Source organism: Acidovorax sp. 35-64-16 (assembly GCF_002281195.1).
GTDB lineage: Bacteria > Pseudomonadota > Gammaproteobacteria > Burkholderiales > Burkholderiaceae_C > Acidovorax > Acidovorax defluvii.
The window spans coordinates 14,862-40,312 of sequence record NZ_NCFM01000009.1 but is presented as its reverse complement, the minus strand read 5'-3'; the positions used below and the strand labels follow the sequence as shown (position 1 = coordinate 40,312).

At 63.5% G+C, this 25,451-nt stretch carries 23 protein-coding genes; 11 read left to right on the top strand and 12 right to left on the bottom strand.

The window, feature by feature from the left end; translation table 11 throughout:
• Nucleotides 1-121 precede the first annotated feature (121 nt).
• Nucleotides 122-1,105, bottom strand: a complete 984-nt coding sequence (gene dusA, locus B7Y64_RS08685; protein ID WP_330861794.1) for a tRNA dihydrouridine(20/20a) synthase DusA — start codon at nt 1,103-1,105, stop codon at nt 122-124.
• Between the two features lie 428 nt (nt 1,106-1,533).
• Between dusA and B7Y64_RS08680 the strand changes: the two genes are divergently transcribed.
• Entirely contained in the window at nt 1,534-2,121 is a 588-nt protein-coding gene (locus B7Y64_RS08680; protein ID WP_291324200.1) for a lysophospholipid acyltransferase family protein, read from the top strand.
• A gap of 92 nt (nt 2,122-2,213) precedes the next feature.
• On the opposite strand, the gene B7Y64_RS08675 is transcribed toward B7Y64_RS08680, so the two are convergent.
• The gene (locus tag B7Y64_RS08675) at nt 2,214-4,070 is read right to left on the bottom strand and encodes a long-chain fatty acid--CoA ligase (protein ID WP_291324199.1); all 1,857 of its coding nucleotides are present in this window, start codon (nt 4,068-4,070) and stop codon (nt 2,214-2,216) included.
• A gap of 250 nt (nt 4,071-4,320) precedes the next feature.
• Here B7Y64_RS08675 and B7Y64_RS08670 point away from each other — a divergent pair, with 250 nt between their 5' ends.
• Nucleotides 4,321-5,655 carry a ferric reductase-like transmembrane domain-containing protein gene (locus B7Y64_RS08670; protein WP_291328676.1) on the top strand — a complete coding sequence of 445 codons (1,335 nt, stop codon included), beginning with the start codon at nt 4,321-4,323 and terminating at the stop codon, nt 5,653-5,655.
• A 56-nt stretch (nt 5,656-5,711) separates the two neighbouring features.
• Here B7Y64_RS08670 and B7Y64_RS08665 read toward each other — a convergent pair whose 3' ends face one another.
• A complete protein-coding gene (locus tag B7Y64_RS08665; RefSeq protein ID WP_291324197.1) occupies nt 5,712-6,347 on the bottom strand; it encodes a GntR family transcriptional regulator in 636 nt (211 codons plus the stop codon).
• Between the two features lie 128 nt (nt 6,348-6,475).
• Between B7Y64_RS08665 and scpA the strand changes: the two genes are divergently transcribed.
• From scpA to bioB, 8 genes are all read left to right on the top strand, one after another.
• Nucleotides 6,476-8,644 carry a methylmalonyl-CoA mutase gene (scpA, locus tag B7Y64_RS08660; RefSeq protein WP_291328674.1) on the top strand — a complete coding sequence of 723 codons (2,169 nt, stop codon included), beginning with the start codon at nt 6,476-6,478 and terminating at the stop codon, nt 8,642-8,644.
• Entirely contained in the window at nt 8,641-9,669 is a 1,029-nt protein-coding gene (meaB, locus tag B7Y64_RS08655) for a methylmalonyl Co-A mutase-associated GTPase MeaB (RefSeq protein WP_024815143.1), read from the top strand. Before scpA ends, meaB begins: the two co-directional genes overlap by 4 nt.
• 37 nt (nt 9,670-9,706) lie before the next feature.
• Nucleotides 9,707-11,239, top strand: coding sequence for an acyl-CoA carboxylase subunit beta (locus B7Y64_RS08650; protein ID WP_024815142.1), 1,533 nt, complete (start codon nt 9,707-9,709; stop codon nt 11,237-11,239).
• A 22-nt stretch (nt 11,240-11,261) separates the two neighbouring features.
• Nucleotides 11,262-11,552: a helix-hairpin-helix domain-containing protein gene (locus B7Y64_RS08645; protein WP_024815141.1), complete on the top strand. Its 291-nt coding sequence runs from the start codon at nt 11,262-11,264 to the stop codon at nt 11,550-11,552.
• 19 nt (nt 11,553-11,571) lie between these two features.
• Nucleotides 11,572-13,626 (top strand): acetyl/propionyl/methylcrotonyl-CoA carboxylase subunit alpha, encoded by a 2,055-nt coding sequence (locus B7Y64_RS08640; protein WP_291324725.1) that lies wholly within the window; start codon nt 11,572-11,574, stop codon nt 13,624-13,626.
• Nucleotides 13,627-13,759: 133 nt separating this feature from the next.
• Complete coding sequence (locus tag B7Y64_RS08635; RefSeq protein WP_291324724.1) at nt 13,760-14,236, top strand: VOC family protein; 477 nt, start codon at nt 13,760-13,762, stop codon at nt 14,234-14,236.
• 123 nt (nt 14,237-14,359) lie between these two features.
• Nucleotides 14,360-14,554 carry a hypothetical protein gene (locus B7Y64_RS08630; protein WP_114654577.1) on the top strand — a complete coding sequence of 65 codons (195 nt, stop codon included), beginning with the start codon at nt 14,360-14,362 and terminating at the stop codon, nt 14,552-14,554.
• Nucleotides 14,555-14,766: 212 nt separating this feature from the next.
• Nucleotides 14,767-15,834: a biotin synthase BioB gene (bioB, locus tag B7Y64_RS08625; RefSeq protein WP_024815138.1), complete on the top strand. Its 1,068-nt coding sequence runs from the start codon at nt 14,767-14,769 to the stop codon at nt 15,832-15,834.
• Between the two features lie 158 nt (nt 15,835-15,992).
• Here the strand turns inward: bioB and B7Y64_RS08620 are convergent, their stop codons facing one another.
• From B7Y64_RS08620 to B7Y64_RS08580, 9 genes are all read right to left on the bottom strand, one after another.
• A complete protein-coding gene (locus B7Y64_RS08620; protein WP_024815137.1) occupies nt 15,993-16,349 on the bottom strand; it encodes a carboxymuconolactone decarboxylase family protein in 357 nt (118 codons plus the stop codon).
• 113 nt (nt 16,350-16,462) lie between these two features.
• The gene (locus B7Y64_RS08615; RefSeq protein ID WP_024815136.1) at nt 16,463-16,654 is read right to left on the bottom strand and encodes a DUF2892 domain-containing protein; all 192 of its coding nucleotides are present in this window, start codon (nt 16,652-16,654) and stop codon (nt 16,463-16,465) included.
• Nucleotides 16,655-16,741: 87 nt separating this feature from the next.
• A complete protein-coding gene (locus B7Y64_RS08610) occupies nt 16,742-17,122 on the bottom strand; it encodes a rhodanese-like domain-containing protein (protein WP_291324723.1) in 381 nt (126 codons plus the stop codon).
• Nucleotides 17,123-17,182: 60 nt separating this feature from the next.
• Nucleotides 17,183-17,482, bottom strand: coding sequence for a rhodanese-like domain-containing protein (locus tag B7Y64_RS08605; RefSeq protein ID WP_291324722.1), 300 nt, complete (start codon nt 17,480-17,482; stop codon nt 17,183-17,185).
• A 26-nt stretch (nt 17,483-17,508) separates the two neighbouring features.
• Entirely contained in the window at nt 17,509-18,882 is a 1,374-nt protein-coding gene (locus B7Y64_RS08600; protein WP_291324721.1) for a TolC family protein, read from the bottom strand.
• A gap of 14 nt (nt 18,883-18,896) precedes the next feature.
• Entirely contained in the window at nt 18,897-19,106 is a 210-nt protein-coding gene (locus B7Y64_RS08595) for a DUF2892 domain-containing protein (protein ID WP_086912389.1), read from the bottom strand.
• A gap of 46 nt (nt 19,107-19,152) precedes the next feature.
• Nucleotides 19,153-20,442 carry an FAD/NAD(P)-binding oxidoreductase gene (locus B7Y64_RS08590; RefSeq protein WP_291324720.1) on the bottom strand — a complete coding sequence of 430 codons (1,290 nt, stop codon included), beginning with the start codon at nt 20,440-20,442 and terminating at the stop codon, nt 19,153-19,155.
• A gap of 40 nt (nt 20,443-20,482) precedes the next feature.
• On the bottom strand, nt 20,483-23,803 hold the full coding sequence (locus B7Y64_RS08585; RefSeq protein WP_291328672.1) for an efflux RND transporter permease subunit: 3,321 nt from the start codon (nt 23,801-23,803) through the stop codon (nt 20,483-20,485).
• Between the two features lies 1 nt (nt 23,804).
• Complete coding sequence (locus tag B7Y64_RS08580; protein WP_291324718.1) at nt 23,805-24,854, bottom strand: efflux RND transporter periplasmic adaptor subunit; 1,050 nt, start codon at nt 24,852-24,854, stop codon at nt 23,805-23,807.
• Nucleotides 24,855-25,000: 146 nt separating this feature from the next.
• On the opposite strand from B7Y64_RS08580, the gene B7Y64_RS08575 reads away from it, so the two are divergent.
• Entirely contained in the window at nt 25,001-25,348 is a 348-nt protein-coding gene (locus B7Y64_RS08575) for a metalloregulator ArsR/SmtB family transcription factor (RefSeq protein ID WP_291324717.1), read from the top strand.
• The last annotated feature ends 103 nt before the right edge of the window (nt 25,349-25,451 follow it).

The following is a 25,451-nucleotide window of genomic DNA, read 5'->3' as shown; positions in this document are numbered from 1 at the left end:
AACGTTGCGCCTGGGCGGCCCTGCAACGCTGAAAACTGTCGTTCAGGCGCGTGCAGGGCAAGTCACCCAACGGCAAAGCACAGCGATCGGCTGGATGGCGAAGCTCAAGCGCAGACTTGCTTCAGGCCTCGCCCGGGCTGGCGTGCGCCAGGGCCATCACTTCGTGCGGCGGCAGGCCTTTGAGGCGATGGTCGCTCCACACCTGGCGCCAGCGGCGTGAGCCTGCCAGTCCATGGCGCAAGCCCAGCATGTGCCGCGCGATGCTGGCCCAGGGCGTGCCGTGTGCTGCGGCCTCGCGCGCCATGTAGTCCACCATGGCGGCTTCCACATCCTCGCGGGTGAGCGTGCTTTCAGGGGCGCCGTAATACAGGGCGTCCCAGCGCGCCAGCCACCAGGGGTTGTGATAGGCCTCGCGGCCCACCATCACGCCATCCACCTGGGACAGCTGCTGTTGCACGGCGGCATCGGTGTTCAGGCCGCCGTTGATAGCAAAGGTCAGGTGCGGAAAATCGGCCTTGAGCTGGCGCACCACGTCGTAGCGCAGCGGGGGCACTTCGCGGTTTTCCTTGGGCGACAGGCCCTTGAGCCAGGCATTGCGCGCATGCACGATGAACACCGTGCAACCCGCAGCGGCCACGGTGCCCACAAAGTCGCGCACAAAGGCGTAGCTCTCGTCCTTGTCGATGCCAATGCGGTGCTTGACCGTCACGGGCACCTGCACCACGTCCACCATGGCTTTGACGCAGTCGGCCACCAGCTGGGGCTCGTTCATGAGGCAGGCGCCAAAGGCACCGCGCTGCACCCGCTCGCTGGGGCAACCGCAGTTGAGATTGATCTCGTCATAGCCCCACTGCTCACCCAGGCGCGCGCAGTGCGCCAGATCGGCCGGCTCGCTGCCGCCCAGCTGCAGGGCCACGGGGTGCTCTTCGGCATTGAAGCGCAGATGGCGCTGCACATCGCCATGCACCAGCGCACCCGTGGTCACCATCTCGGTGTACAGCAGGGTGTGGCGGCTCAGCAGCCGGTGCAGGTAGCGGCAATGGCGATCGGTCCAGTCCATCATCGGGGCGACAGACATGCGCCAGGGGCTCAGGGTGGGTTCCACAGACAATTGAGAAGGCAGGAAAAGACGGGTGGGGGCTGCCGCTGCTGCTCAGAAGGCAAGGCGCCTTTGCACAGCGACCGACGAAAAGCGGCGATTATCCCACCAGCGCCGCCCGGACACTTGCAAGTGGTTATACGTAAAAAGTGGCTCTGGCGCTTGTCTGTAAAGCGCTGTCCGCTATCAAAAACAAAGCATTCTGGTTTTTCCGGGATAACGCGGTGCAGCACCGTGGATGGCCAGCGCATGCCATTCGGGGGGCCGCCACGCCCCGGCGCGCTTCCGATTTCCGCTTTCTAATTCCGCTTCCAAGTCCTGCGCAAAAGGCGCCCGCCAGGGGAAACTTCTTGCCGCAGCACAAGAAGCGTTGCCAAATGTTTCGGTGATACTCGCTACGCCGTTTTTGTTCGTGCCCTTGCGTTTGCTTTTTCATGCACCACACCATTTTTGACACGCCGGTGGTCAACACGCTGCTGCGCGTGGTTTCGCGAGCCACCCTTCGCCTGACCGGCTGGACCATCGAAGGCAGCCTGCCAGCCCATGCCGCCAAGAGCGTGCTGATTGCCGCGCCCCACACCAGCAACTGGGATCTGCCCTATACGCTGATGCTGGCTTTCTCGCTGCGCCTGCGGGTGTACTGGATGGGCAAGCAAAGTCTGTTTCGGGCGCCTTTTGGCGGGGTGATGCGCTGGCTGGGCGGGATTCCGGTGAACCGGGAGCAGTCGAGCAACCTGGTGGCCAGCTCGGCCCAGGCCATGCGTGCCGCCAAAGGGCCCATGCAATTGGTCGTGCCGCCCGAGGGCACGCGCGGCAAGACGCGGCACTGGAAAACCGGCTTTTACTTCATCGCCCAAGAAGCCGGCGTGCCCATCGTGCTGGCGTTTGTCGACTATGGCCGCAAGGTGGGAGGCCTGGGCCCGGTGTTCGAGCCTACGGGCGACCTGGACGCCGACATGGCCACCATCAAGGCGTTTTATGCCCCCATCAAGGGCAAGAATGCGGATCAGTTCGAGACGTGATGCCGGTGCAGCATGTTCCTGATTTTTGCATCAAATTGGCCGCTAGCCGTTTATCGATAAGCGCAAGCAGCTATCAAATTTAAAGCGCCAGATCAGCGTGCTGCAGACTTCTGGTACATCCCCTCGATGGCCTGTGCAAAGTGCAGCATCAGGTTGTTGCGCTTGAGCTTGAGCGTGGGCGTCATGAAGGTGTTTTCTATGGTCCAGGGCTCCAGCGTCAGGTGCACGGCGCGCGGCACGGCGTAGCGGGGGAAACTGGCGGTATTCTTTTCGATGCGCGCCAGCACGGCGCGTTGCACGCTGGGGTGGTGCAGGCTGGTGGCCTCTTGCGGGTTCAGGCCCAGGTCGGCGGCCAGGCGCTGCCATTCGTCGTGCTTGATCACCGCCACGCAGGCAATGAAGGGCCGGTTTTCGCCCACTACAAACGCCTGCTCCAGCGCCGGGTCGGCCAGCACGGCCAGTTCCAGATCACCCGGAGGCACCTTTTCGCCGGTGGAGGTGACGATGATTTCCTTGATGCGGCCCCTGATGTAGATGCGCCCGTTGATGATTTCTGCCTGGTCGCCCGTGCCCAGCCAGCCGTCGGCGCTCAGGATTTTGGCGGTGTCTTCGGGACGATTCCAGTAGCCCTTCATCACGATCGGGCCACGCACCTGCAGCTCGCGGTTGTCGCCAATGCGCACCTCCACACCGGGCAGGGCGCGGCCCACGCAGGCGGGGTCGTTGTCGTCCGGGGAATTGGCCGACACCACGGGTGCGGTTTCGGTCATGCCGTAGCCCTGCACCAGATGCAGGCCCAGCCCCAGAAAGCACTTGGCAATAGTGGGTGACAGCGGGGCGCCACCGCTCACGGCCACGCGCACGCGGCCGCCAAACTGCGCCAGCAGCGGCTTGGCCACCAGCGCTTGCAGCAGGGGCCAGGGCAGGGCGGCCATCCAGCCAGCGGCCTTGTTGTCGTCGGCCTGGGGCGCTGGCAGGCCCTGGGCGACACAAAAGCGCGCCCAGCCTTTGTTTTGCGCCGCTTCGTACAGCTGCATCTTCCAGGGCGTGGGCGAGAGCTTTTCGAGCAGCTTGGCGTGGACCCGTTCGTAAATGCGGGGCACCGACACCAGTACCGTGGGCCGCACCGTTTTCAGGTCTTCGGCCAGCAGCGGCACCGAGCGTGCATAGGCCACGCAACTGCCCGCTGCAATCGGCAGGTAATAGCCGCCCGTGCGCTCAAACGTGTGCGACAGCGGCAGGAACGACAGGAACACGTCGTCCACTGTGGGAACGATGCGTTGGAGCACCGCTTTCACGTCGCTGACCACGTTGCGGTGCGTGAGCATCACGCCCTTGGGCTTGCCGGTGGTGCCCGAGGTATAGACGAGGGCGGCCAGGTCCTCGGGGCCGGGTGGCGTGGGGGCAGGCAGCTCAGCGGCGCGGGGCGCGCTGGCCAGCCATTGCGCCAGCGTGCCAACGGCCGGGCCGTCGGCAGTGGCGGAACAGGTGTGGACCTCGCCATCGTCGTCCATGATGACCACCGCGCGCAATGCCGGAAACGCCGTGCCTACGGCCCGGATGTTCTCCCAGTGCTCGGCCTGGCCCACGATGAGCATGGAGGCTTCGCAGTCGGCCAGGATGTAGGCAATGCTGCCTGGGTTGTCGATGGCGTGCAGGGGCACCGGCACGCAGCCTGTGGCCAGCGTGGACTGGTCTGCACACATGGCGTTCAGGCCGTTGGGCAGCAGGATGGCCACGCGGGCGGCAGTGGGCAGCTGCGTGGCAACCATGGCTTGCGCCCATTGCGCCACACGCTGTGCGGCTTGCTTCCAGGTCAGGTGGACCCAGTCATGCGTGGTGGGATCAAAAGCACGGTAGGCCTGTGCGTCGGGGGTGTGGGCAACACGGTAGGCGAGGAGCTGGGGCAGCGTTTCGACGCGGGCGAAGTCGGGGGCAAAAGAGGTCATCGGGAGGTGTGCTGAGTCATGAACATGCCGCATCGGGGCAGGTTCTGCGGGTAAACCCGGGTCATCATACCGACACATCTGCGGGCGCCGCGCAACAATGCAGCCGTGCATGACGGAGGTCAGTGACCGGTGCCGACACCCACCGAGGCACGGCCCCGTTCAGCGCGGGTATTTACGCGACAGACACGTTTGTATCAATACCGCTTCACACGCAACGCCTAAAGTGCAGGGCACATTTCTGGGCAGTTCAATGCGCAACATCAAACGATTTTTTTGGTTCTACCTTTTCATTCTGACGGGGTTGTGGCTGGTGGCCGACCTGATGGTCTGGTCTTCGCCGGCCAACTTTTTTGCCTGGCGCTCGGTGCTGATGCAATACAGCGGGGTGCTGGGCATTGGTGTCATGAGCGCGGCCATGGTGCTGGCGGTGCGCCCGGTGGTGTTTGAGCCCTATCTCGGCGGGCTCGACAAGATGTACCGCCTGCACAAATGGCTGGGCATCTCGGGTCTGGTGATTTCCATAGCGCACTGGCTGCTGGCCCAGGGCACCAAGTGGATGGTGGGCTGGGGCTGGCTGCAGCGCCCGGTGCGCGGTCCGCGCCCGGCCTTGCTGGATGCGCCGATACAGCAGTTCTTTTCAAGCCAGCGTGGCCTGGCCGAGAGCATCGGCGAATGGGCCTTTTATGCCGCCGTGCTGCTGATGGTGCTGGCGCTGGTGAAGTGGTTTCCTTACCGGCATTTCTTCAAGACGCATCACCTGCTGTCGGTGGCCTATCTGGCGCTGGTGTGGCACTCGGTGGTCTTGCTGAAGTTTGATTACTGGACTGGCGTGCTGGGGCCGGTATTGGGTTTACTGATGGCGGCGGGCACGGTGGCGGCGTTGATGGTGCTTTTTCGGCGCGTGGCCGTGGGCCGGCAGGTGGTGGGCGAGGTGGTGGGTATTCGGCGCCATGAGTCGCTGAACGTGATCGAGGTGGACATCCAGTGCAAGGGCCGCTGGGCCGGGCACGATTCGGGCCAGTTCGCGTTTGTCACCCTGCATGCAGAAGAGGGCCCGCACCCTTACACCATCTCGTCGGCCTGGACGGGCGACGGGCGCATCACCTTCATCATCAAGGCACTGGGCGACTACACCGGTACGCTGAGCGAGCGCGTGCGCATCGGCGACGTGGTCAAGCTGGAGGGCCCGTACGGACAGTTCAATTTTCAGGGCCCACAAAAGCGCCAGATCTGGGTGGGGGCTGGCATTGGCATCACGCCGTTCATTGCACGCATGAAAGCGCTGGCTGCGGCCTCGGATGGCAAGACCATCGACCTGTTTCACCCCACGGCGGTGTATGACGAGCACGCCATTGGCCTGATGACCCGCGACGCCGAGGCGGCCGGGGTGCGGCTGCATGTGCTCTGGAGCCAGCGCGACGGCCTGTTGAATGCGACACGCCTGACCGGGCAGGTGCCCGACTGGCAAGATGCAGACATTTGGTTTTGCGGGCCTGCACCGTTTGGCCAGTCGCTGAAAAAAGACCTCATGGCCATGGGCTTGCCACAGGGACGCTTCCACCAGGAGTTGTTTCAGATGCGCTGAGCAGGGCCGGCGCGGCGTTCTTCGCGCCTGCTTATGTGGCGTGCCGCGCAGGCGGTTCAGGCCGCCGCTTCGAGCCCCTGCGCAAAGTGCGCTTGCATGGCGCGGGCCGTGGCGCTGGCATCGCGTGCCACCATGGCGGCCAAAATGGCACGGTGCTCGTTCAGTGAATCCTCGATGCGCCCCTGCTTGAGCAGCGAGTTGTGGCGGTTGAGCTTCATCACCTTGCGCAGGTCGGCCACCATCTGGCTGCGCCAGCGGTTGTTGGCCAGCTCTAAAAGCAGCATGTGAAAGCGCTCGTTCACGGCAAAAAAACGGTCGCGCTCGTTGGCTGCGGCTTCCAGCTCGGCATGCAGATCCTGCAATTCTTTCAGTTGCGCCGGGGTGGCGGTGGTGGCCACCACGCCGGCGGCATCGCTCTCCAGCAGGCTGAGCAGGTGGTACACGTCGCGCAGGTCTTTTTCGCTCATTTCGGTCACGTAGGCGCCACGGCGCACCTTCATCGTGACCAGTCCCTCGGCGGCCAGCACCTTCAGCGCCTCGCGCAGGGGGGTGCGGCTGATGCCAAACTCTTCGGCGATCTTGAGCTCGTCAATCCAGCTGCCAGGCTCCAGCTCGCGGCGAAAAATGCGCTGGCGCAATTGCTCAGCCACTTCAACATACAGGGCGCGGGGCGTGAGGGTGAGGGCAGACATGGGGTGGATTGTAAGCTGGCAAGAATATTTTGAATGAATAATTATGAATGATGTAAACTCGCCGCCACATCGGGATCAGCCCTTGCGCCGTTTCACGCCCCAAAGCCATCTTCGGAGAAGCCTTCGCCATGAGTGACAAGCCCCACAACAACGCCCCCGAGTTCGCTGCCGCTTCGCTGGAAGCCTGGACCAAGGCGGCCGCCAAGTCAGCCCCCGGTGGCGATGTGAACGCCCTGAACTGGGTCACGCCCGATGGCATTACCGTCAAGCCGCTGTACACCGCCGAAGATACCGCCAGCCTGCCGTATGCCAACACGCTGCCGGGCTTCGAGCCCTACCTGCGCGGCCCGCAGGCCACCATGTACGCGGTGCGGCCCTGGACCATTCGCCAGTACGCAGGTTTTTCCACCGCTGAAGAATCCAACGCCTTCTACCGCAAGGCGCTGGCCGCCGGCGGGCAGGGCGTGTCGGTGGCGTTCGACCTGGCCACGCACCGCGGCTACGACAGCGACCACCCGCGTGTGACCGGCGACGTGGGCAAAGCCGGCGTGGCCATCGACAGCGTGGAGGACATGAAGATCCTGTTCGACCAGATCCCGCTCGACAAGGTGAGCGTCTCCATGACCATGAACGGCGCCGTGCTGCCCGTGCTGGCGGGCTACGTGGTGGCGGCAGAAGAGCAGGGCGTGAGCCAGGACAAGCTCTCCGGAACGATTCAGAACGACATTCTGAAAGAGTTCATGGTGCGCAACACCTACATCTACCCGCCCAAGCCGAGCATGCGCATCATTGGCGACATCATTGGCTACACGGCACGCAACATGCCCAAGTTCAACTCGATCTCGATCTCGGGTTACCACATGCAGGAAGCTGGGGCCAACCAGGCGCTGGAACTCGCTTTCACGCTGGCCGATGGCAAGGAGTATGTGAAGACCGCCATCGCCTCGGGCCTGGATGTGGACGAGTTCGCCGGGCGCCTCTCTTTCTTCTGGGCGATCGGCATGAACTTCTACCTCGAAGTGGCCAAGATGCGCGCCGCGCGCCTGCTGTGGTGCCGCATCATGAAGGAAACCGGCGCCAAGAACCCCAAGAGCCTGATGCTGCGCACCCACTGCCAGACCAGCGGCTGGAGCCTGACCGAGCAAGACCCCTACAACAACATCGTGCGCACCACCATCGAAGCCATGGCGGCGGTGTTTGGCGGCACCCAGAGCCTGCACACCAACGCGCTCGACGAAGCCATTGCGTTGCCCACCGAATTTTCATCGCGCATTGCGCGCAACACGCAGCTCATCATTCAGGAAGAAACCCACATCACCAATGTGGTGGACCCCTGGGCCGGCAGCTACATGATGGAAAAGCTGACGCAAGACATGATGGACGCCGCCTGGAAAATCATCGAAGAAGTCGAAGCCATGGGCGGCATGACCCAGGCCGTGGACAGCGGCTGGGCCAAGCTCAAGATCGAAGCCGCCGCCGCTGAAAAACAGGCGCGCATCGACTCGGGCAAGGACGTCATCGTGGGCGTCAACAAGTACAAGCTGGCCAAGGAAGACCCGGTCGACATCCTGCAGATCGACAACGTCAAGGTGCGCGACGGCCAGATTGAGCGCCTGAAAAATATCAGGGCAAAGCGCGACCCAGCCAAGGTACAGCAAGCGCTGGATGCTCTCACTTCTGCAGCAGAAGACGGCAGCGGGAACCTGCTGGACCTGTCCATCCAGGCCATGCGCCTGCGCGCCACCGTGGGCGAGGTGTCGGATGCGCTGGAAAAGGTTTACGGGCGCCACCGCGCCGATACACAAAAGGTGACCGGTGTGTACGCTGCTGCTTACGACTCTGCCGAAGGCTGGGACAAACTCAAGGCCGAAATCAACGAATTCGCCGAAACCCAGGGCCGCCGCCCGCGCGTGATGATTGCCAAACTGGGCCAGGACGGCCACGACCGTGGCGCCAAGGTGGTGGCCACGGCATTTGCCGACCTGGGCTTTGACGTGGACATGGGCCCACTGTTCCAGACGCCCGAAGAATGCGCGCGCCAGGCGATTGAAAACGACGTGCACGCGGTGGGCGTAAGCACGCTGGCCGCCGGCCACAAGACGCTGGTGCCCGCCATCATCCAGTCGCTCAAGGACCAGGGCGCCGACGACATCATTGTGTTCGTCGGCGGCGTGATCCCCGCGCAGGACTACGAGCACCTGTACGAAGCAGGCGTGAAGGGCATCTACGGCCCCGGCACCCCCATTCCCGCCAGCGCCAAGGACGTGCTGGAGCAGATTCGCAAGGCAGTGGCGTGAACCCAGGCGCGTTGCTGGAGGGCATGTTGCATGGCAATGCTGCCGTGCAGCGCCGTGCCATGTCCAAAGCCATCACGCTGCTCGAATCGACCCGCGCCGATCACCGCGCGCAGGGCGACGAACTGCTCACAGCGCTGTTGCCCCACACCGGCAAATCGTTTCGTCTGGGCATCAGCGGCGTGCCCGGCGTGGGCAAGTCCACCTTTATCGAGGCGCTGGGCCTGTATCTCATCGCTCAGGGCCACCGCGTGGCCGTGCTCACCATCGACCCATCCAGCACGGTTTCGGGTGGCTCCATCCTGGGCGACAAGACGCGCATGGAGCACCTGTCCGTGCACGAAAAAGCCTACATCCGCCCGAGCCCGAGCAGCGGCACGCTGGGCGGCGTGGCAGAGAAAACGCGCGAGGCCATGCTGGTCTGCGAAGCGGCGGGCTACGACGTGGTGATTGTCGAAACCGTGGGTGTGGGCCAGAGCGAAATTGCCGTCAATGGCATGACCGACATGTTCGTGCTGCTGCAGCTTCCCAATGCGGGTGACGACCTGCAGGCCATCAAAAAAGGTGTGATGGAGATCGCCGATCTGGTGGTCATCAACAAGGCCGACCTCGACAAGAACGCCGCCACGCGCGCCGAGGCGCAAATCACATCCAGTCTGCGCATCCTGAGCCAGCACGGCAACCCTGAAAACGCCCACCACAACGAAGCCCTGTGGCACCCCAAGGTGGTGCAGATCAGCGCATTGCTGGGGCAGGGCGTGGACAGCTTCTGGGCCGCGGTCACGCAGTTTCGGCAGTTGCAAACCGCCAACGGCCGCCTGGCCACGCGGCGCGAGAAGCAGGCGCTGGCCTGGATGTGGGAGCGAATCGACGCGGGCCTCAAGCTCGCATTTCGCCAGCACCCCCGGGTCGTACAGCTGCTCCCCCAGATGCAGGCCGATGTGGCGGCGGGGCGCATCGCGGCATCCACTGCGGCAAGAAATCTGCTGCTAGCGCACGCCCATCAAGCGCAAGCAGCTATCAAATAAATAGTAAACAATAAACTGAATTCACCAAAGGACGACCATGCAAGACATCCTGGATCAACTGGAGAAAAAGCGTGCGCTGGCACGACTGGGCGGCGGGCAAAAGCGCATTGACGCGCAGCACGCCAAGGGCAAGCTCACGGCGCGCGAGCGCATTGAGCTGCTGCTGGACGACGGCACGTTCGAGGAATGGGACATGTTCGTCGAGCACCGCTGCACCGACTTTGGCATGGAAGCCAACAAGATCCCCGGCGATGGTGTGGTTACGGGCTACGGCATGATCAACGGCCGTCTGGTGTTTGTGTTCAGCCAGGACTTCACCGTGTTTGGCGGTGCGCTGTCTGAAACCCATGCCGAGAAAATCTGCAAGGTGATGGACCAGGCCATGAAGGTGGGCGCACCCGTCATCGGCCTCAACGACTCGGGCGGCGCGCGCATCCAGGAGGGCGTGGCCAGCCTGGGTGGCTATGCCGACGTGTTCCAGAAAAACGTGCTGGCCAGCGGCGTGATTCCGCAGATCAGCATGATCATGGGCCCGAGCGCCGGTGGCGCCGTGTATTCGCCCGCCATGACCGACTTCATCTTCATGGTCAAGGATTCGAGCTACATGTTCGTCACCGGCCCCGAAGTGGTCAAAACCGTGACGCATGAAGAGGTGACCGCCGAGGAACTGGGCGGCGCCATCACCCACACCACCAAGAGCGGCGTGGCGGACCTGGCGTTCGAAAACGACGTGGAGGCGCTGATGATGCTGCGCCGCCTGTACAACTACCTGCCGCTGAACAACCGCGAAAAAGCGCCCGTGCGCCCAAGCAACGACCCGGCCGACCGCGCCGACCTGTCGCTTGACACCCTGGTGCCCGACAACGCCAACAAGCCCTACGACATGAAGGAGCTGATCCTCAAGACGGTGGACGATGGCGACTTTTTTGAGCTGCAGCCCGAATACGCCAAGAACATCCTCATCGGCTTTGCCCGCATGGAAGGCCAGACCGTGGGCATCGTCGCCAACCAGCCCCTGGTGCTGGCGGGCTGCCTGGACATCAAGTCGAGCATCAAGGCCGCGCGTTTTGTGCGCTTTTGCGATGCGTTCAACATCCCCGTGGTCACGTTTGTGGACGTGCCCGGCTTCATGCCCGGCACTTCTCAAGAGTACGGCGGCATCATCAAGCACGGCGCCAAGCTGCTGTATGCGTATGCCGAATGCACTGTGCCCAAGATCACCGTCATCACGCGCAAGGCCTATGGCGGCGCGTACGACGTGATGAGCAGCAAGCACCTGCGCGGCGACGTGAACCTGGCCTGGCCCAACGCCGAAATCGCGGTGATGGGCGCCAAGGGCGCGGTGGAAATCATCTTCCGTGAGGACAAGAACGACCCCGTCAAGCTGGCTGCCCGCGAGGCCGAATACAAAGAGCGTTTCGCCAACCCGTTTGTGGCGGGTGCCCGGGGCTTCATCGACGACGTCATCCTGCCGCACGAGACGCGCAAGCGCATCTGCCGCTCGCTCGTGATGCTGCGCGACAAGAAGCTGGAAAACCCGTGGCGCAAGCACGGCAACATTCCTTTGTAACGCCGGTCCAGCGAGTGCTGTCATGCCCAAAGCGACCCACGCCGAGCAAGCCCGTGTGCTGACCGATATTCCGAACATCGGGAAATCGATGGCCGCCGATCTGCACAGCCTGGGCATCACCACGCCACAGCAAGTGCGTGCGATGGACCCGCTGGAAATGTATGGGCAGCTGCGCGGACCCACGGGTCAGCGCCAAGACCCGTGCGTGCTGGATGTCTTTATGGCTGCACACGACTTTATGAACGGCGGGCCCAGCCAGCCGTGGTGGAACTACACGGCCCGGCGCAAAGCGCTGCTGGCCCAACAACATTGAGAGAGAACAGGACGTCATCATGTTCAAGAAAATCCTGATTGCGAACCGCGGCGAAATCGCCTGCCGTGTCATCGCTACCGCCCGCAAGATGGGCATCGCCACCGTCGCCGTCTATTCCGACGCCGACAAGGAAGCGCGCCACGTCAAGCTGGCGGATGAGGCCGTGCACATCGGCGCGGCGCCTTCGCGCGAGTCGTACCTGCTGGCCGACAAGATCATCGAAGCCTGCAAACAGACCGGCGCACAGGCCGTGCACCCGGGCTATGGTTTCCTCTCCGAGAACGAAGCCTTTGCCAAGCGCTGCGAAGACGAAGGCATTGCCTTCATCGGCCCCAAGGCATTTTCGATCGCGGCCATGGGTGACAAGATTGCATCCAAGAAGCTCGCGCTGGAGGCCAAGGTCAACACCATTCCGGGCTACAACGATGCCATCGCCGGCCCCGAGCAGGCGGTGGAAATTGCCAAGGGCATTGGCTACCCGGTGATGATCAAGGCCAGCGCGGGCGGCGGCGGCAAGGGCCTGCGCGTGGCGTTCAACGACAAGGAAGCGTTTGAAGGCTTTGCCAGCTGCCAGAACGAAGCCCGCAACAGCTTTGGCGATGACCGCATCTTCATCGAAAAATTCGTGCAGGAGCCGCGCCACATCGAGATCCAGGTACTGGGCGACAGCCACGGCAATGTGATCTATCTGAACGAGCGCGAGTGCTCCATCCAGCGCCGCCACCAGAAGGTGATCGAAGAGGCGCCATCGCCCTTCATCTCTGATGCCACTCGCAAGGCCATGGGCGAGCAGGCCGTGCAGCTCGCCAAGGCCGTGAAGTATCAGAGCGCTGGCACGGTGGAGTTTGTGGTCGGCAAGGACCAGGACTTTTACTTTCTGGAGATGAACACCCGCCTGCAGGTGGAGCATCCGGTGACCGAATGCATCACTGGCCTGGACCTGGTGGAGCTGATGATCCGCGTGGCGGCGGGCGAGGCGCTGCCGCTTACGCAAGCCGATGTGAAGCGCGACGGCTGGGCCATCGAGTGCCGCATCAATGCCGAAGACCCTTTTCGCAACTTTTTGCCGTCCACGGGCCGCCTGGTGCGCTTTCAGCCGCCGGAGGAATCCATGTTCCAGTCGGACACCAGCAAGAAGCTGGGCGTGCGCGTGGACACGGGTGTGTACGAGGGCGGCGAGATCCCCATGTATTACGACTCGATGATCGCCAAGCTCATCGTGCACGGCACCGACCGCAACGACGCCATTACCAAGATGCGCGCCGCGCTCAACGGGTTTGTGATTCGCGGTATCAGCAGCAACATCCCGTTCCAGGCCGCTTTGCTGGCGCACCCCCGTTTTGTGACGGGCGATTTCAATACCGGTTTTATTGCCGAAAACTACAGCAAGGGTTTTGCGGCCGAAGACGTGCCGCACGACGATCCGCTGTTCCTGGTGGCGCTGGCCGCCTACATGAACCGCCGTTACCGCGCCCGCGCCTCGGGCATCAGCGGCCAGTTGGCCGGGCACGAGGTGAAGGTGGGTGAAGAGTTTGTGGTGATCGCACTTGGCGCCGAAGGCAAGAACCAGCAGCACGAAGTCACGGTGACGGACTTCGAAATAGATGGCAAATCGCTCTCCAGCGCAGTATCGGTGGGCGGCAAAAGCTATCAGATCAGTAGCACGGCCACGCTGGGGCAGATTCGCGTGCAAGGCGCTTGCAATGGCCAGGGCTTCACGGCCCAGGTCGAGCGCGGTGTGGGCAAGAACCCGCTGGCGCTGCGCATTGCGCACAACGGCACGCAGATCGACGCGCTGGTGCTGTCGCCGCTGGGCGCACGGCTGCACAAGCTGATGCCGTTCAAGGCACCACCAGACCTTTCCAGGTTTTTGCTGTCGCCCATGCCCGGCCTGCTGGTCGATGTAGCGGTGCAGCCCGGCCAGAAGGTGCAGGCGGGTGAAAAGCTGGCCGTGATCGAGGCCATGAAGATGGAAAACATCCTCTTTGCTGCGCAAGACGGCGTGGTGGGCAAGATCGTGGCGGGCAAGGGCGAATCGCTGGCGGTGGATCAGGTGATCCTGGAATTCCAGTGATCCCTGCCGAAATCCAACCCGAGGGGGCTTGCCCCCTTTTTTATGAGTGTTTTTGGCCTCTAGCGCTTATGCAGTAAGCGCGAGTAGCTATTGAAATAGAAGTAAAAAACGCTTCAGCCACTGGAGAATTTCCATGACAAACAACACCGTGCAACGCCCTTTCAGGGTGCTGGGCATCCAGCAGGTGGCCATTGGCGGCACCGACAAACAGCGCATGAAAGCCCTGTGGGTGGACATGCTGGGCCTGGAACAGACCGGCACTTTCAAAAGCGAACGCGAGAACGTCGATGAAGACATCCTGGCCATGGGGCAGGGCGCCTTCAAGGTCGAGGTGGACATCATGCAGCCACTGGACATCGATAAAAAGCCTGCGGTGCACACCACGCCACTCAACCACATCGGCCTGTGGATCGACGACCTGGCCGCCGCCGTCGAGTGGCTCACCGCGCAGGGCGTGCGCTTTGCGCCCGGTGGCATCCGCAAGGGCGCGGCGGGTTTTGACATCTGCTTTCTGCACCCCAAGAGCAACGACGAGTTCCCGATTGCGGGCGAGGGCGTGCTGATCGAGCTGGTGCAAGCGCCCCCGGATGTGATCGCCGCGCTCGGCTGAGGCGTTGGCCCTACTGAACACGGCGCCAGGTCGCATTGTGGTGCCCACAAATCACGCGGCTGAAGCAAACCTTTCGGCACATCAATGCTGGCTCTGTGAAATCCCTTTGGACGGACAGGAAAAATGGAACGACGACACGAAACAGACCGGCGCAGCGGTCAAGACAGAAGGCAGCAAGAGCAAGGCCCGCCGACGAGTTTTGAGCAGCGCCGCACCATTGAGGCCCGCCAGCCCGAATTGACGGAGCTGGAACTGAGTGATGAAGAGTTGAAGGCGTTGGGATTCACTCCACCCACCCAACCCATCCAACCCACGTAGCACCGTTTACCCCCGTCAAAATGATGCGGTGGCACTTGTAAGGCGCGATCCGCAGCCTTTTTAACCACCATGAAAACACCGCTTCTGCGCATCGCCTTCGTGCGGTGCGGTCGGGAATTGGTCTGTTTCACCTGATATAAACCGCATCGAATGCTCGCAATGGGGCATGTTTTCCCGTTACGCACTCGCTGCCCCCACCTCAAAGGCCCTTCATGTCCTCTACCGCCACCCCATCCTCCAGCCAGCCCCTGCAGATGCATCGCCGCGTGGCGCCCTCTGCGGCCCAGGGCCCGTGGACGGTTGATGCCATTCAGGCGCTGCTCGACAAGCCCTTGCTGGACTTGCTGTTCGAGGCGCAGACCGTGCACCGCCAGCACTGGCCCGCGGGCGATATCGAGCTGGCCACGCTGCTGTCGGTCAAAACCGGCGGCTGCCCCGAAAATTGTGGCTACTGCCCGCAGTCTGCCGAGTTCGACACCGGCGTGAAGGCCGAAAAGCTGATGGAAGTGGACGAAGTGGTGCGCGCTGCGCAAGCCGCCAAAGACGCCGGCGCCACCCGCTTTTGCATGGGCGCCGCCTGGCGCGCCCCCAAGGACCGTGACATCGAAAAAGTCAGTGCCCTCATTGGCGCGGTGAAAGGCCTGGGCCTGCAGACCTGCGCCACGCTGGGCATGCTCGAATCGCACCAGGCGCAGGCGCTCAAGGATGCGGGCCTCGACTATTACAACCACAACCTCGATACCGCCCCCGAGTACTACACCGACGTGGTCAGCACCCGCGCCTACCAGGACCGACTGGACACCCTGCAGCATGTGCGCAGCGCAGGCATCAGCGTGTGCTGCGGAGGCATTGTTGGCATGGGCGAGGCGCCCGTGCACCGCGCGGGCCTGATCGCCCAGCTGGCCAACCTGCAGCCCTACCCGGAATCGGTGCCCATCAACAGCCTGGTGCGCGTGCCCGGCACCCCGCTGGCCGACAGCGAACCGGTCGATCCGCTGGACTTTGTGCGCGTGATCGCGGTGGCCCGCATCACCATGCCCAAGGCCCGCGTGCGCCTGTCGGCAGGCCGCCAGCAGTTGGGTGATGCGGTGCAGGCGCTGTGCTTCATGGCCGGGGCCAACTCGATTTTTTATGGCGATAAATTGCTGGTGACCGGCAACCCTGATGTGGAAGCCGATGTGCAACTGCTGGCCAAACTGGGCCTGAGCGGCCACCGCATTACTACCACCGAGGCAGATGACCTGCAGGCGCTGTCGCAACCTCAGGGGGCGTGCGCCTGAGCCCGGTGTACCGCATGCGCACAGAAGGGTGAGTGCGATGGATAGTTGCTATTAAAAAAATAGCTGCTTGCGCTTTATCCATAAGCGCTAGCAGCTATTTTTGTATAAATCCGCAAAAACGTGCCTTTGCCCTTTGAATAGGCAGTTTGGGCTTGAGCTCAGGCGGTGTGGGCTTCGGCCATGGTGTCCCAGGCCTTGAGGGCTTCGGCTGCGTACATCAACGATGGCCCGCCGCCCATGTAGACGCTCACGGCCAGCATCTCTTCGAGTTCGGCGCGTGTGGCGCCAAGTTTCAGCAGTGCCTTGACGTGAAAGCCGATGCACCCTGAGCAGTGCTGGCTTACGCCGATGGCCAGGGCAATCAGCTCTTTGTGCTTGGCGCTGATCGCGCCCTCGGCCATGGAGGCCTGGGCGAGTTGGGCAAACCCGCGCATGGCGTCAGGCTGGGCCTTGCGGAAGGTGGCCAGGCTTTCATTGATGTTGTGTATCAGACCTGCATGGTCAAAGGTACTCATGACTGAAATTCCATGAAATAGGGAGTCAAAACAGGCGGGTCGAAAAATCACTTTCGGGGCCGCTGGCTGGCGCGGCCCCATCCGCCGCTCTCACGCGGCCAGGGCTGCGTCAGTTATCGCTTCAGGGGGCAGGTGTTGATGCCCAGCAGCGTGTAGGCGGGGCAAAAGCGGAACAGGCCGGTGGCCAAAGGCACCACGCCCAGCCAGCCCCACCAGCCCACGGTGCCAGTGGCAGCCAGTGCGATCAGTACCAGTCCGGCCACGATGCGCAAGACACGATCAATGGTTCCAACGTTGATTTTCATGATTTTTCCTTTGCTTTGGGTTGCTGCAGCCCCTTGAGCGGGCCGCTTTGCGAAAAGGCGATGCGGCCGGTAAGCCGCTTCACCCGGTTACTCGAACGAGGGCGTCACCGGTTTGACCACAGGCTTGCCGGCGGCCACCCAGGCATCAAACCCGCCGGCAATCGATTGCACCTGCAGATATCCCATGTCCTGCATGGCACATGCGGCCAGCGCTGCACGGCCACTGGTCTTGCAATACACAACCACCTTGAGGTCGCGCGACTCGAGCGCGGGGGTGCTGCTGAGCTTGAACTCCAGCATGCCGCGCGAGGCGTGGATGGCGCCGGGCAGGTGTCCTGCATGGTATTCGTCGGCCTCTCGCACGTCGATCAGCACGTCGGCTTCACGGATGGCCTGCTCGGCCTGGTCCACGGGGATTTCCTGGGCCCGGGTTTTTGCGGCGGTGACCAGGTCGTGGGCGGTTTTCATGGCGGTTCCTTGTGGTGTGGAGAAATGAAAGGACGGGAAAGCGGGCAGGGTGGGGGCGCCTCAGCCGCGGCGTATGGGACGCTGCAGCTGCAGCGCCACGCTGCCCACCGAGCCGCCGTTGGCCACCTGCTGGTAGCCCTGCTGCCGCAGCCACTGCGCCGCCATGCCGGAGCGTGCACCCGACAGGCAGCACAGCACAAGGGGCGTGGCTTTGTCGGGCAAGGCCTGCGCGCAATCGGCGCCCAGGCGGTCCAGTGGCAGGTTGATGGCGCCGTCCACATGGCCGGCTTCAAACTCGCCGGGTGAGCGCACATCAACGACCAGGGGCGCGGCGGGCGGCTGGAGTGTGGTGGTTTCCATGGTGTCTCTGGGAAGATGAATGGGGGTTACTTCGGGGCTGGCGCATCCACGGTGGCGGCGTGCAATGCACGTTCGTCCAGCTGCCCCGTCAAGGCCAGCAGGCGCAGGCGCTCCAGCGTGAGGGATGTGCGCAGCTGCGCCATGGCCAGCTCGGCACCGGCCGCATCGTTTTGCGCGTTGAGCAGGTCCAGCGTGGTGCGGTCTCCCACCTGGCGGCCGAGCTGGGTGGCATCCAGGCGGGCCTGGCTGGCGCGCAGGGCTGCGTTCTGTGCCTCGGTGCGCGCTGCGCCTGACTGCAGGCGCAGCCACGCGGCGCGGGTTTGCTGCGCCACCTGTTGGCGTGCGCGGTCGAGTTCGGCTTCGGCCTTGGCCTGCAGGTGCAGCAGCTCTTGCTGGCGTGCGCTGCGCTGGCCGCCGGTGTATAGCGGCACGGTGACCTGCACGCCCACCATGTGCTGCTGGGCGGTGTTGCTGCCGTGGCCGTAGCGGCCCGAGCCGCTCAGGTGCTCGCGGCTTGCCTGTGCGACCAGGTCCACGGTGGTGCCTGCGCCGCGGGCATATTGGGCGACATCCTGGCGCGCCACCTCGACGGCCAGGGTTTGCTGGCGCAGGCCGGGGTTGGCTGCTGCCGCCTGGTCCAGCCACTGGGGCAGGGCAGGCAGGGCGGGGGAGGCCAGCAAAGCCGGTGCCGGCGCCACCTGCAGCGCGTCGACCGACCAGCCGGTGGTGTCCGCCAGGGCGCGCTGGGCGATCTGCAAATCCACCTCGGCTGCAAGCACCTGCGCATCGATGCCACGGGCGCGCGCAGCGGCTTCGTGGGTGTCGGTGACGGGAGCATCCCCCAGTTCAAAGCGGTCTTGCGCCTCCACCAGTGCCTTGTTGACGGCCGTTTGCTGGCGCTGCAGCAGGCGCAGTCCGTCCTGCGCCTGCGCCACGGCAAAGTAGCGCTCGGCGGTTTGCAGCATGAGGGCCTGTTCGGCAGCCTGCCACTGCACATCGGCCAGATCGGCAGACAGCGTGAGCTTGCGGCCCTGCGCCGTGCGTTCGGGGCTGTAGATGGGCATGCGGGCACCAATGCTCCAGCGCGCCCCCGGGCCGTTGTCCACCGAGGTGTTGAACCCGACATTCGACGAGGTGCCAAAGCCCGGCGCCGAAAACGACGCACCGGCAGTGGAGGTCTGCGAGCCCATGGCGCCACCGGCCGCCGTGGCAGCCACCGTGGGGCGCCACAAAGCGCTGGCCTGATCCCGCCGTGCCTGGCCTGCCTGCAGGGCCGACTGCGCCACGGCCATGTCCGGGTCATGCTGGCGTGCGGCCTGCCAGGCTTGCAGCAGGTCGGCCGCGTGGGCGCCCGAGATGCCCAGCGCCAGCAAAGCGGCCCACAGCGGCTTCATGCGCATGGTGCGATCTCCGGTCAATTGCCTGCCGCCGCGCCCAGCTTGCGCATGATGGTTTCCATCAGGCACCACCGGGTGAAACCACTTTGCAGCAGATTGGCGCCCACAAAGGCGGTGAACCACAGCCAGTTGGCGCTGTGGAAGATCGGACTGCCCGCCACGCCCAGGGCCAGCGACAGCAGGATGAATGAGCCGCCAATGATGCGAACGAGTTGCCAAGAGGTCATGATGAAGCTCCGAAGTTGAACGAAAAAAACACGTCTGGTTGCTGGTCTACTTGGGGCCGGAGGGCTCTTGCAGGCGTTCGATGCCCAGGATCTTGAGCACGTATTTCTCGTAGATCGGGTCGGTATTGCCCGACTTGATCTTGCCGAGGAAATATTTTTCGAAGGCAATCTTGCCCAGGTGCACCCACTTGCCCTTCTTGAACCAGTTGACGTTGCGCGGCGGTATTTGCGGCAGCGCCACGAAGGCGGCGCCGGTGTCGCCCATGTCGGCCAGGCAGATGGCGTTCCAGGTGGCGGTGGCTGTAGCGGGCTTTCCCTCCAGGTCGGCCGCGATGTTGTGCACGATGGCAGACACCATGGTTTCGATCATGTAGCCGGTCTTGGGCGCGCCGGTGGGCACCGGGGTGACCTCTACGGGCGGAATCGCCACGCACACGCCCGCCGCAAAGATGTTGGGGTAGGCCTTGCTGCGCTGGTGCTCGTCGATCAGCACGAAGCCGCGCGGGTTGCACAGCTTGGGCACGGCGGCCACGGCATCCACACCCTTGAAAGCGGGCAGCATCATCGAGAGCTTGAACGGCAGCTCGTGCTGCTTGAGCAGGTTGCCCTGTTCGTCGAGCTGGTCCACCATCATCTTGCCGTCTTCCACGCGCGTTGTCTTGGCGTTGGTGATCCACTTGATGTCCTGGCCGCGCAGCTCGCTCTCGAGCATGCTCTTGCTGTCGCCCACGCCGCCCAGACCAAGGTGGCCGATGTAGGGCTCGCTGGTGACATAGGTGAGGGGCACCTTGTGGCGCAGCTTGCGTTTGCGCAGATCGGCCGACACGATGAAGGCAAACTCATACGCCGGGCCAAAGCAGCTGGCGCCGGGCATGGCGCCAATCACCATGGGACCGGGGTTTTCGAGAAACTTCTCGTAATCTGCCCAGAAGCCCTGGGCGTGATCCACCGTGCAGATGGAGTGCGTGTGGCCATCGATGGGGCCTGCGCCCGGCACTTCCTCAAAGGCGAGGCGCGGGCCGGTGGTGATCACCAGATAGTCGTAAGGCACGGTCTGACCGTTGGCCAGCGTGACGCTGTTACCGGTGGCGTCGATGGTCTGCACACCGCTGGCAATGAAATCAATGCCTTTGCGCTGCAGCAGCGGGGCGATTTGCAGCACGATATCGTCGCGTTTTCGCCAGCCCACCGCGATCCAGGGGTTGGAGGGCACGAACTGGAAGTAGTCCACCGCGCTGATCACGGTGACGCGATGCTGCGTGGGCAGCTTGCTGCGCAGCTCGTAGGCTGCGGGCATGCCGCCAATGCCTGCTCCGATAACGACGATATGGGCCATGGTTTGTCTCCTGGGGTGCCTGGTTGAAAATCCGTGCAGATCAGTGCGGCGCAGCCTCTGTCGGGTTGCTGCCAGCGGGGGGAACGGAAGAAATGGGTGCAGGGTCCTGGCCGTCGCGGGGGTTGCGCCCCTGCTTGCGGTAGGCCGCGTAATACAGCGTGGGAATGACCACCAGCGTCAGCACGGTGGAGACAAAGATGCCAAAGATCAGTGAAATGGCAAGGCCATTGAAGATCGGGTCGTCCAGGATGAAGAACGCACCAATCATGGCCGCCAGCCCCGTCAGCACAATGGGCTGGGCGCGGGTAATGGCCGAGTGCACGATGGCGTCTTTGAGCGGAGTGCCTTCACGCACCTGCAAATTGATGAAGTCGACCAGCAGGATGGAGTTGCGCACGATGATGCCGGCCAGCGCGATCATGCCGATCATGCTGGTGGCCGTGTACTGCGCGCCCAGCAAGGCGTGGCCTGGCATCACGCCAATGATGGTCAGCGGGATAGGCGCCATGATGATCAGCGGCGTGAGGTAGCTGCCGAACTGCGCCACCACCAGCAGGTAGATGAGGATCAGGCCCACGGCGTAGGCGGCGCCCATGTCGCGGAAGGTCTCAAAGGTGATCTGCCATTCGCCATCCCATTTAATGGCGTAATCGCGCAGCGCATCCGAGGGCTGGCGCACAAAATACTCCACCAGCGGGCCGCCACCCGGGGTCTCGATCTGCGCGATGGCGCTGCGCATCTGGAACATGCCGTACAGTGGGCTGTCCACCTTGCCGGCCATGTCGGCCACCACAAAGTTCACCGGCAGAAGGTCTTTGTGATAAACGGGCTGCTCGCGCACGGTGTCGCTTACCGTGACCAGCTCACTGATGGGCACCTGCTTGCCCGAGGCACCGCGCACGGTGAGCTGCAGCAGCGCGGCCAGATCGCCATGGCTTTCTTCGGGCAACTGCAGCACCACGGGAGCGGGGTATTTGCTGGCATCGTGCAGATAGGTGGCGGCTTCGCCCGCCAAGCCAGCACGCAGCGTGCCCACAATGGCCTGCTGGGGTATGCCCAGCAGCGCGGCCTTGCGCCGGTCGATCAGCAAAAGCTTGCGCGGCGCGCTGGTAATGCTGCTGTCGTCCACATCCACCAGGCCGTCGGTCTGGCTGAACACTGCACGCACGGCCTTGGCCATCTGGCGCCGACCTTCGGCTTCGGGGCCATAGATTTCGGCCACGATGGGCGACAGCACCGGCGGCCCTGGTGGCACTTCAACCACCTTCACATTGGCACCCATGCGCTGCCCGATCTGCTGTAGGGCAGGGCGCACGCGTGTGGCAATGGCATGGCTCTGGTCCTTGCGGTGCGATTTGTCCACCAGGTTCACCTGGATGTCGCCCACATCGCCCCCTGCGCGCAGGTAATACTGGCGCACCAATCCGTTGAAGTTGATGGGTGCGGCCGTGCCCGCGTAAGCCTGGTAATCGGTGACCTCGGGCACGGTGGCCAGGTAGGCACCGAGCTCATGCAGCACCGCAGCGGTCTGCTCCACCGGTGTGCCGGCAGGCATGTCCACCACCACCTGAAACTCTGACTTGTTGTCAAACGGCAGCATCTTGAGCAGCACCAGCCCTGTGGCGGGCAGGGCCACCGACAGCGCAATCAGTACCGCCACGCCCAGTCCCAGCAACCGGCGGTTGCGGGGGCCGCGCTGGTCGTCGAGCAAGGGCGTGAAGATGCGGGTGAAAAGGGGGGTGATGCGGGCCGCCATGCCTGAGGGTGCAGCGGGGGCGTGGCCTGCGCTGCCGCCTTGTGCAGGGTGCACCTTCATCCACAAACGCGCCAGCCAGGGCGTGACCACGAAGGCGATGGCCAGCGACAGCAGCATGCCCATGCTGGCGTTGATGGGGATCGGGCTCATGTAGGGGCCCATCAGGCCCGACACAAACGCCATGGGCAGCAGCGCGGCAATCACGGTGAACGTGGCCAGGATGGTGGGGCCGCCCACTTCGTCCACCGCGCCCGGAATGATCTGCGCGAGTGTCTTGCCCGGAAAGAGCTGCTGGTGCCGGTGAATGTTTTCAACCACCACGATGGCATCGTCCACCAGGATGCCGATGGAGAAAATCAGCGCGAACAGCGACACCCGATTGAGCGTGAAACCCCAAGCCCACGAGGCAAACAGCGTCACGGTGAGCGTCAGCACCACGGCTGTGCCCACAATGGCGGCCTCGCGCCGGCCCAGCGCAATGAACACCAGCGCCACCACCGAAGCCGTGGCAAACAACAGTTTCTGGATGAGCTTTTGGGCCTTGTCGTTGGCCGTGGCGCCGTAGTTGCGCGTCTCGGCCACTTCAACGCCATCCGGAATGACGGTGTTGCGCAGCTGCTCCACCCGCTGCATGACGGCGTTGGCCACGTCGATGGCGTTCTCGCCCGGCTTCTTGGTGACCAGCAAGGTGACAGCGGGGTATTCGCCGCCACCGTTGGCCTCGGCCTTGCCGTGCCACACGTAGCGGCTGGGGGGCAAGGGGCCATCGTTGACTTCGGCCACGTCTTTCAGAAAGAGGGGTTTGCCGCCACGTACCCCCACCATCAGCTCAGCAACGTCGCTGGCCTGCATGAGAAACGGGCCTGCCTCTACGGCCACCGCCTGGTTGTCGCTGATGAGTTCACCCACGGGCATGCCCATGTTGGCGGACTGCAGCGCGCTGCGCAGATCCTGCACGGTGGTGCCGGTGCTGGCCATGCGCGCCGGGTCCAGGCGCACCATGACGGCCCGGCCCGGGCCGCCCACTGTTTGCACTTCGCGCGTGCCGGCCACCCGCTTGATTTCAGCTTCCATGCTGTGGGCCACGCGCTCCAGCGCAAAAGCGCCGGCGTCTGCGTTCTTGCTGAAAAGTGTGAGGGTGACGATGGGAACATCGTCAATGCCCTTGGGTTTGATGATGGGCTCCAGCACCCCCAGATCGCGCGGCAGCCAGTCGGTGTTGCTCCGCAAGGTGTCATGCAGCTGCACCAGCGCTTCGGTGCGTTCAACGCCCACCTTGAACTGCACCGTAAGAACCGCCACGCCGGGGCGCGAAACCGACATCACATGTTCGGTGCCCGCCATTTGCGAGAGCACCTGCTCAGCCGGGGTGGCCACCATCTGCTCCACATCGGCCACCGAGGCGCCCGGGAATGGAATCAGCACATTGGCCATGGTCACGTTGATCTGCGGCTCTTCCTCGCGCGGCGTCACCATCACGGCAAACACGCCCAGCAAAAACGCCACCAGCGCCAGCAACGGCGTGATCTGTGCGCTCTGGAACAAGGCCGCAATGCGGCCCGAAATGCCCAGGGCCTGCGGTGTGGGGTTGTTCATGTCGTCCATCTCAGCGCACCTTGGCGGCTGCCTGCGGATCGGTGGCTACCTTGTCACCCGGACGCAGGCCACTCAGCACCTCGACCTGTTCGCCGCTGCGACGGCCCAGCCGCACCTGGCGCAACAGGGGCCGGCCTTGCGCATCCAGCACATAGACCCCCGTCATTTCTGCACGGCGCACCACCGCACTGGCAGGAATCTGCACCCGCAGCTCGCCCGCTGCGAGGGCGGCTGCAGGCAACCACAGCCGGGCAAACATGCCAGGTGTTGCGCCCTGGAGGTCGGGGGCGAGTGCGACACGCAACTGCACTGTGTGCGTGGCGGCGTCCACCGTGGGTAGCAACTGGATTTGGCTGGGCTGCACAGCAATATTCGACGTTGTCAGCCCGGGTATTTCAGCTTGCAGGTTCTGGCTGCCGACCAGTGCAGTGGCCGCCATCTGCGGGACCATGGCGGTCACGCGCAAGGCCGAGGGGTCATACAGCCGCACCAGTGGGCGCCCCGGCATCGCCATGTCGCCCAGCGCCACGGGAACCTCGCTGATGACACCAGCGTAGGGCGCTTTCAGCACATAAAAGCCCGACTGCGTGGTGGCGGCCCCTGCCTGCGCCTGCAACGCCTGCACCTGGGCCTGGCTGGCCTGCAACTGCGCCTGGGCGCGGTCCAGTGCGGCCTGGCTGATGTATTGCTTTTGGAAAAGTTGCTTTTGGCGCTCGAACTCCTTGCTGGCCACTTGCAGGCTGGCGCGGGCTGCATCCACCTGCGCCACGCTGGCGGCGGCAGTTTGCGAAGCCGCCCGGGCATCAATACGCACCAGCTCCTGCCCGGCCTTGACCGTATCGCCCACTTTCGCGTGGAGTGCAACGATGGCGCCCTGCACCTGGGCTGACAGCGTGGTGTCACGCACGGCCTCCACTACACCATCCACGCTGGCTTGCCGGGTTGCGCCATTGGCCAGCACTTCGTGGGTTTTGAGCGGTGTGGCTTCAACAGCCCACGCAGTTTGCACAACCAACAGGCAGGTCAGCAATGCGGCAGTGGCGAGTCGAGGCATCAGCATCCGGTTCTCCATACCCATCAGTGGGTTCAATAGCAGTTTGTTCATTATTTAACTAAATAGCTAATTAGTCAATTATTGTATGATAGCGACTGGCCTGATCTTGGGTAGCGCTGGTATCTCCAGCCCTTCAGGCCCAGGAGTGACGAATGAAAAACATGCCTCCAGAAGCGCTGGAAGAGGTTGCCGGGTACTTTCAGGTGCTGGCTGAGCCCACGCGCCTGCGCATCCTCAACATCCTGCGAGAAGGAGAGCGCAACGTGGGTGATCTTGCGCAAATGTGTGGCTATACGGCTGCCAACGTGTCGCGCCACCTTTCGTTGATGACCAAGAACGGCCTCGTCAAGCGGGAAGGGCGGGGCACCAGCGTGTATTACCGTTTTGCAGACGAATCCGTGTATGCGTTGTGCGACTTGGTGTGCGACAACATTGCCCGCCAGATCGCGCGCTCGGAAGCCAGCAGGGCCAGTTTTTCAGTGTCCTCTGATTTGGAGTAGCGGCTGCCCGGGGTCGCACTGCCCGATTGCTGCAAGCTTTTTGCAAAACCGGGTCGGGCCGCTGCTGTGGCAAGGCCGGTAAAGTACCGGGGCGCAAGCGACG